Origin of the sequence: Lutimaribacter pacificus (assembly GCF_900142185.1) — a bacterium.
In the GTDB taxonomy this organism is placed as follows: domain Bacteria; phylum Pseudomonadota; class Alphaproteobacteria; order Rhodobacterales; family Rhodobacteraceae; genus Lutimaribacter; species Lutimaribacter pacificus.
In genome coordinates this window covers 1-6,531 of the sequence record NZ_FQZZ01000022.1, presented here as the reverse complement: position 1 = coordinate 6,531, position 6,531 = coordinate 1, and the positions used below count along the sequence as shown (strand labels likewise).

General features: G+C 66.0%; 4 protein-coding genes. All 4 read left to right on the top strand.

The features are described 5' to 3' along the window. Window positions 1-174: 174 nt before the first annotated feature. The 4 genes from F3H87_RS21625 to F3H87_RS21610 are packed head-to-tail and all read left to right on the top strand — an operon-like array spanning window position 175 to window position 6,475. Window positions 175-1,524, top strand: a complete 1,350-nt coding sequence (locus tag F3H87_RS21625; RefSeq protein ID WP_028093973.1) for a tyrosine-type recombinase/integrase — start codon at window positions 175-177, stop codon at window positions 1,522-1,524. Beyond that, complete coding sequence (locus F3H87_RS21620; RefSeq protein WP_028093972.1) at window positions 1,521-3,308, top strand: hypothetical protein; 1,788 nt, start codon at window positions 1,521-1,523, stop codon at window positions 3,306-3,308. Before F3H87_RS21625 ends, F3H87_RS21620 begins: the two co-directional genes overlap by 4 nt. Further along, window positions 3,305-5,521, top strand: coding sequence for a site-specific integrase (locus tag F3H87_RS21615; RefSeq protein ID WP_028093971.1), 2,217 nt, complete (start codon window positions 3,305-3,307; stop codon window positions 5,519-5,521). Before F3H87_RS21620 ends, F3H87_RS21615 begins: the two co-directional genes overlap by 4 nt. A 51-nt stretch (window positions 5,522-5,572) precedes the next feature. Continuing rightward, entirely contained in the window at window positions 5,573-6,475 is a 903-nt protein-coding gene (locus tag F3H87_RS21610) for an ArdC family protein (RefSeq protein ID WP_028093970.1), read from the top strand. Window positions 6,476-6,531 lie beyond the last annotated feature (56 nt).

The window sequence follows — 6,531 nt, the reverse complement described above, 5'->3', positions numbered from 1 at the left end:
TTATCTTGACAGTCTGCACCGCATGCCACCTTGCCGTAGGATGGGTGACAGGCGTTGACGGTAGGCAGTTTTCAGGCTGGCCGCCGCGCTTACCAAAGAGCTGGCGGCGGCCAGCCTGAGAACTGCCGGGCCGAAGCGTGCGCCGGGTGGGGGCATGGGGAGGGTTTTGCGCTGGTGTCGATTATTTCTGTTTGCGAGCGTCGCGAGGCCGGGGGTCTCGCCGCGCATGTGCCGTTGATCCTGCGCGGCGACGCGCTCTACGACCCCGATCTGGATCGCTTCTTTCTCGACCTGCCGCTATCGGGGATTCGATCGCGGCATTCGCTTCGCGCCCAGGCCTATGATGTGACAGTCTGGCTTCGCTTTCTCGATGCTTGCGGCAAGACCGTATGGGCTGCGACCCGCGACGATGTCGAGGCTTATCATCGTGCGCGTCGGCGCGGCGATGCTGGTCAGCGGATCACGGCGGCAAGCTGGAACAGGGCCGTCGCCAGCCTTGATCGCCTCTATCGCTGGGGCGAGCGGCAAGGGCTGATCGCCGAGGCACCGTTCAACCGTCGTGCCGTGTGGCGACCGGCGCAGGGTGGACGTCGCGGAATGATCGCCGCGCGCAACGACGCCTATGAACGTGTTGCGAAGCGGTCGGATGTCCGGTTCGTCACGATGGACGACTACCGCATCTTCCGCGAGGTCGGTCTGCGCGGCCTCGCGCCTGACGGCAGCGAACGCCCCGGCGCACGTGATCGGAACGGATTGCGCAACGCGCTCTTCGCCGATCTGCTCGTCACGACAGGTTTGCGACTGGAAGAAGCCTCAGGTCTGCTCTCCGGTGATCTCGCGGTCATTGTTCCGGACGGCGATGAGAACCGGCAGCTCTGGTTGCGCCTGCCGCCGCCGCTCACCAAGGGCGATCGCGGACGAAGTGTTCTGGTCCCACGCCGGCTGCTTCGTCAGATCGCGGCCTATATCGATGTCGAGCGCGCGGCAGGCGCGGCCAAATTCGTCGCGCGCAATGGCGCGGCGCGCTTTGACCGGCCGATCCATATCACCGACGCCGGTCTCGACCGCATGCGCGATGTCTGCACGCCAGAGGAACGATGCCGTCTGATCCTGTGCAACGAGAACGGAACGCCGCGCGAGCCCGCGGCGCTATGGCTGACCGAGGTCGGACAGCCCGTTCGACCCAATTCCTGGGAGGTGATCTTCGCCCGCGCCTGCAAGCGCTGTAGAGACTATGGTTTCTCGTTGTCGATCAGCCCGCACCAGCTGCGCCACACCTTCGCGGTCCATATGCTCGCTTTGCTGATCCAGGAGCGTCTGCGCGAAGCCGCATTGCCGGCGGGGCCGATGGAGAGCTACCGGCTGATCCTGGGCGACCCGCTGCAGCAGGTGCAACGCCTGCTCGGCCACGCGAGCCTCGCCACCACCTATATCTATCTCGACCATATCGCGACCCGCGCCGATACGGTGGATTCGGCGGTCGAGAAGTTGCTGGCACTGCTGCCGGGACCGCAGGGCGCATGAGCGGGCGTCCCCGCAAGGGCAGGCCCGTTGCTTTCGCGCGCGTCACGCCGGAGCGAGCCAAGCCCGATCCGGTGCTCGGCCTCAGGTTCGTCATCGAGGCGCGGCATGGCGGGACCGTCCTGGTTGACATGACCAATCTCGATCCTCGTCCGCTCGCTATCGCCTTTGCCAGCGCGTTGCGCCGGTCGGCCGCGCTCGGCGGCCCGATCGGTGCGGCCAGCGTCATCAAACAGTATGTAAACTCCTATCGCCGTTTCTTCACCTGGCTTTCCGATGAGGCGGGGGAAGTGGACGGGCCCGAAGACATGCGCGCAGCCCATGTCGAGGGTTTCGCATCGGCACTCGAACGCGGGGGAATGGGCGCGATCTACCGGCATGTGACGGTCAGCAAGATCGTCAATACGCTGCGTGCGATAGAGGCGGATCGGCCCGACAGTATCACGCCCGACCTCCATGAGCGGTTGCGCTATACAATGGCGACCTCGGCGGAACGCTCGACCCCGCGTGATGCCTACAGCCCCTTCGTCGCCCGTGCGCTGCGCGACGCGGCCCGTACGGACGTGGAAGCGATATTCCGCCGGATCGGCACCGAGGATCGGACCGATGAGGGCGATCCGGTCATTGCCGGAGCGCGGGCCGATGTCGAAGCTCTCATCGCGCGCGATGGAGCCGTTCGGACCGAGAGCGTCGAGTTGCGCCGTCTCTATTTCATGCGCTTGCGGCGCGGTTTGCCGATCAGCACGCTGATCGACGACCTGCATCGTCGGCATCATCTGCACGTCACCGATCTGCCGCCATTGCTCGTGCTGCTTGCTCTCGATACCGGCCTCGAGCCGGAATGCCTGAAGGCGCTGACGGTCGATTGCCTGGCCAATCCCTCCGCCGGAACCGTCGAACTGCGATACCTGAAGCGACGCGCCGGCGCCGCCGGGCACAAGAGCATGCGCGTGCGCGACGGCGGCCTCGGCACGCCGGGTGGCCTTCTCCGCCGGCTGATCGAGATCACGACCGTCGCCCGTCAGCATCTGCCCACCGATTGTCTCTGGGTTTACCACAGCGTCGGCGGTCTCCATGCCGGCATCCGTCATCCGCGCGAACGCCTCGACGCCTGGGTGGCACGGCACCGGATTGTCGATGAGGACGGCAAGCCGCTCCATCTTCTGCTGTCCCGGCTTCGCAAAACCCACAAGGCGCTGTGGTACACCAAAACTGAGGGGTACATCGCCCGCTTCGCGGTCGGCCACACGCCCGAGGTCGCGGCGCGCCACTACGCCGATCTGCCATCGCTGCGGCCCCTGCACGAGGCCACCGTCGCCGATGCCTTCCGCGACGCTGTTGTCGCCGCGATGCCGACCATCCTCGCGCCAGCAGCCGAGAAGACGCTGCGCGAAGCGCCCGAACAGGCCGGGCCGCTGATGCCGCCGGATGCGGTCGGTTCCATTCTCGATGGGGAGCAGGATCTCTGGCTCGCCGCCTGCGCGGGGTTCCATAGCAGCCCCTTCGCCGAGGCCGGCTCGCCATGCCAACAGCCGTTCTGGGGATGCCTCCATTGCCCCAACGCCGTCATCACCGCCCGCAAGCTCCCCGCGATCATGGCCTTCCTGTCCTTCGTCGAAGACCAGCGGCAGGGGCTTCCCGGTCCCGACTGGATGGTCAAGTTCGGGCAGGTTCATGCCCGGATCGTCCATCAGATCTTGCCCGCGTTTTCCGATGCCGTTGTCGCCGAAGCGCGGTTACGCGCCGGGGAGGAGCGCCTCTATCTGCCTCCCGAGGCGCGCGCATGACCGCGCCCGCCCTTGCTCGCGCTCCCGCGTTCGACGATCGGCCCGTGCTGGCGTGCGCGCCGCTCAAGCCGGGCCATGCCCGCGAGGACCTGTCGCGCGTCGGCGATCCAAGCTGGGATCTGGGTCCGGCCGTCTTCCGCGAGAACGCCCGGCGCTGCCACGTCACCGTGCATTTCGACGTGCTGGAAGATGCCGATGTGCAGGCAATGATGCGCGCCTATCTCTATGCGCGTCTCAATGTCGACCTTCCCGGCCATCGTCCGAAGCTGCCGCCCAGCTGTGTGCGGCAGGCGTTCAACCGGGCGCGGCGCTTCTTCGCCTTCGTCCGCGAACGATTGGGCGCGCTGGACCTTGCCCGCATTGATCCTCCGCTGATCGACGCCTATGCGCGGCATCTCCGAGAGGACCCGGCAAGGCGGCCCGTCATTGTCGGGCAGCTTCTCGAGATCGTCATCGACTTCTATCTCTACCGTGAGCACCTTCCCGCCGGCGGCTTGTCGTTCGAACCGTGGGACGGACGGCCACCCGCACGCGTCGCGGGCTATCGTCATGTTCCCGAGAACCGGACCCCGCGCATCCCCGAGCCGATCATTGCGCCGCTTCTGGCATGGTCGCTGCGCTACATCACGGTATTCGCAGGGGACATTCTCGCCGCCCGGCGTGAGCTTTCCCGGCTCGAAGCGCGCCGCGACCGGCTTTTCGTTGCGGAACAGGGATTGCCGCATGCGGAGCGCCGCCGCCGGCAACGGCAGCGACTGGCGCGCTATTTCCGGTCCCGCGCGCGGCAGGGTCGGGGCGTGCCGGTCTGGGCAAGCCCGCCCAACGGTTCCGCATCCGTCGATCCGGTAAGCGGGGAGCTTCTGCCCGTCGTCAACGTGCAGCTTCTGCATCTTCACGTAGGGGTCGATGCCGCCAGGGAGCCGGCGATGCATCTCGCTCTCGCCGGCGGCGCGTCCGATCTCATCGCTGCCGCCATCGCGGATATCGGGATCGAACCCGGCGGCATGGATACGCCGATCTCGGTCGATGCCGATCTCGGCCGGCCATGGCGGCTCCGCTTCGATGCCAAATCCCTCGTCCTGGAAGAGCGCATGCTGCAGGCAGCGGCTTATGTGGTCTGCGCCTATCTGACCGGTATGCGCGATTGTGAGGTGCAGGCGATGCGCCGGGGATGCCTGACGCTTGCGCGCAGCGAGGACGGCACCGTGTCACGACACCGCGTCCGTTCCACCGCCTACAAGGGAAAGGGGGCCCGGGGAGCGCCGGCAGAGTGGGTGACCATCGAGCCCGTCGCCGATGCGATCGGGGTGCTCGAACAGTTGACCCGGCGCGCGGCTGTTGCCCATGGTCTCGATACGCTCTGGCCTGTGCTGTCAGTGACGCGAAGTAGCAAACCGCACGTCTCCGCCGAGATCGTGCGCCAGATCAACGCCTATCGTGACCACCTGAACAGGCTGTTCGGGACGGAAGAGGCGCCCGCCATACCGCCCGGGCCGGACGGCAAGCCCTGGCGGATCACGACCCGCCAGTTTCGTCGCACGATCGCATGGCACATCGCAAACCGTCCTTTCGGAACGGTGGCCGGCATGATCCAGTACAAGCATGCATCCGTCGCCGCGTTCGAAGGCTACGCGGGTAGCAGCGCCTCGGGTTTCCGCGCCGAGGTCGAGGCGCAACGTCGGCTCGGCCAGATCGATGATCTGCTCGAGTATTTCGACAGGCGGCGCGGCGGGGCCGACCTTGGTGGGCCGGCCGGTCCTCGTGTCGCGCGTACCCTCGACGAGACAGCCACCGAGCTTGGGCCATTGCCGCCGATGATCGCCGACCGGTCTCGTCTGCGCACCATGCTCGCCAGTCTGGCCCGCACCCTGCATGTCGGACCGCTTGCCGATTGCTTCTTCGATCCGGCAACCGCCCTGTGCCTCAAGCGCGTGACAGATGCCGCGGCAGACCGCCCATTGACAGCACTTTGTGAACCGACCCGCTGCCCGAACGCCTGCATCGCGGAACATCACAGGCCCGTCTGGGAGCGGAGTGCCGATGAGGCACGCATGTTGCTGCGCGAGAAGCGGTTGCCCGGATTGCAGCGGACCGCGCTCCAGCAGGAGGTTGACCGGATCGAGGGTGTGCTGGCCCGGATCGCGCCCGAGGGCGCGACGCCGCCCGTTCGGGCGGCGGTAAAGGGAGAGGAAGCTTGGGATCGGGGTGAGTGACGGGATGAGGAGAGCGGGAGAGGCCTGCTCCGCCCGTCCTGGAGACCTGTCATGTCCCGATCTTCCTCATCGGCCGGGCGCGCCGATGTTTATAATCGTATCACCACCGAGATCATCGCCGCCATCGAGGCCGGCGCCGGCGACTGGCGTGCGCCCTGGTTCCACAACGGGAGCAGCATAGCGCGTCCGACCAACGTTTCATCCGGCAAGCGCTATCGCGGCATAAACACGTTGGCGCTCTGGGCCACGGGCTTTGCCGCCGGATATGGCGACGGTATCTGGGGAACGTACAAGCAATGGCAGGATGCTGGCGCGCAGGTGCGTAAAGGAGAACGCTCCACCACGGTCGTCTTGTGGAGGGAGATCAAGGTTTCCCAGCAGGCCGACGACGATGACGATGATGACGGGCATCGACGGATGTTCGCCCGCGCATTTTCTGTCTTCAATATCGCTCAGGTGGACGGGTACGAGCGCCCGGCGACCCCTGTGCTGCCCGAGGCTGAACGCCTTGCCCATGCGGAAGCGTTCATCACAAACTTGGGCGTCAAGACGGAGTTCGGTGGATCGGAAGCCTATTACCGCCCGTCGGCCGACACCGTGTTCATGCCGCAGTTCACTTCGTTTCGCGATGCCGCGTCATTCTACGGTGTCTGGCTACACGAGAACGGTCACGCCAGTGGCGCAAAGCACAGGCTCGACCGCGATCTTTCCGGTCGCTTTGGTTCGGCCGCCTATGCCGCCGAAGAATGCTGTGTGGAAATTCTCAGCGGGCTCGTCTTGGCAGACCTCGGGATCGCCCACCATCCGCGCCCCGATCATGCCGCCTATATTGCCTCGTGGCTCAAGGTCCTAAAAGACGACCCCAAGGCCATCTTCACCGCCGCCAGCAAGGCGCAGCAGGCGGCCGACTGGATGCATGCGCAGCAGCCCCATGCAGAGGAGGTAGCGGCATGACCAAAACCGTTCTCATTGCCGGAAAATTTCAGAATGGGGCTGGACTGTCAGGATAT